Below are 330 nucleotides of genomic sequence, written 5' to 3' on the forward strand. Positions count from 1 at the left end.
CCTCCGAAGTCGTCCAGGTCGAAGGGGATGACGCGCACGGTAACATGGTCAGCATCGGAGATATCCAGGACGCGGGCGAGTTGCCTCCGCGCCGCCACTCGGTCACCGACCCTTATCCGCAGTGCACCTTCATGGATGACGGCCGCGTACGGAATCGGGTCAGCCCGGTCGATGATGACCCTGCGCTGCATCCGGTGCTCCACCCAGCGCTCCACCTCGCCCTTCGGGAGCTCGGGGTTCACGTAGGAGAAGAGTGCGCGAGAGTAGTCCTCGGTCTGTAGAAGTCCCGGGATGTGCAGGAAGTCCACGTCCCATCGGAAGCCGGCATGG

At 64.2% G+C, this 330-nt stretch carries 1 protein-coding gene; it reads right to left on the bottom strand.

Translation table 11 applies throughout. The annotated features are described in order from the left end of the window. Positions 1–330: DUF5753 domain-containing protein (locus tag J0695_RS42595; protein ID WP_242553827.1), on the bottom strand; the 330-nt coding region annotated here is incomplete at both ends.

The sequence above is a fragment of the Streptomyces beijiangensis genome (genome assembly GCF_017315755.1).
GTDB lineage: Bacteria > Actinomycetota > Actinomycetes > Streptomycetales > Streptomycetaceae > Streptomyces > Streptomyces beijiangensis.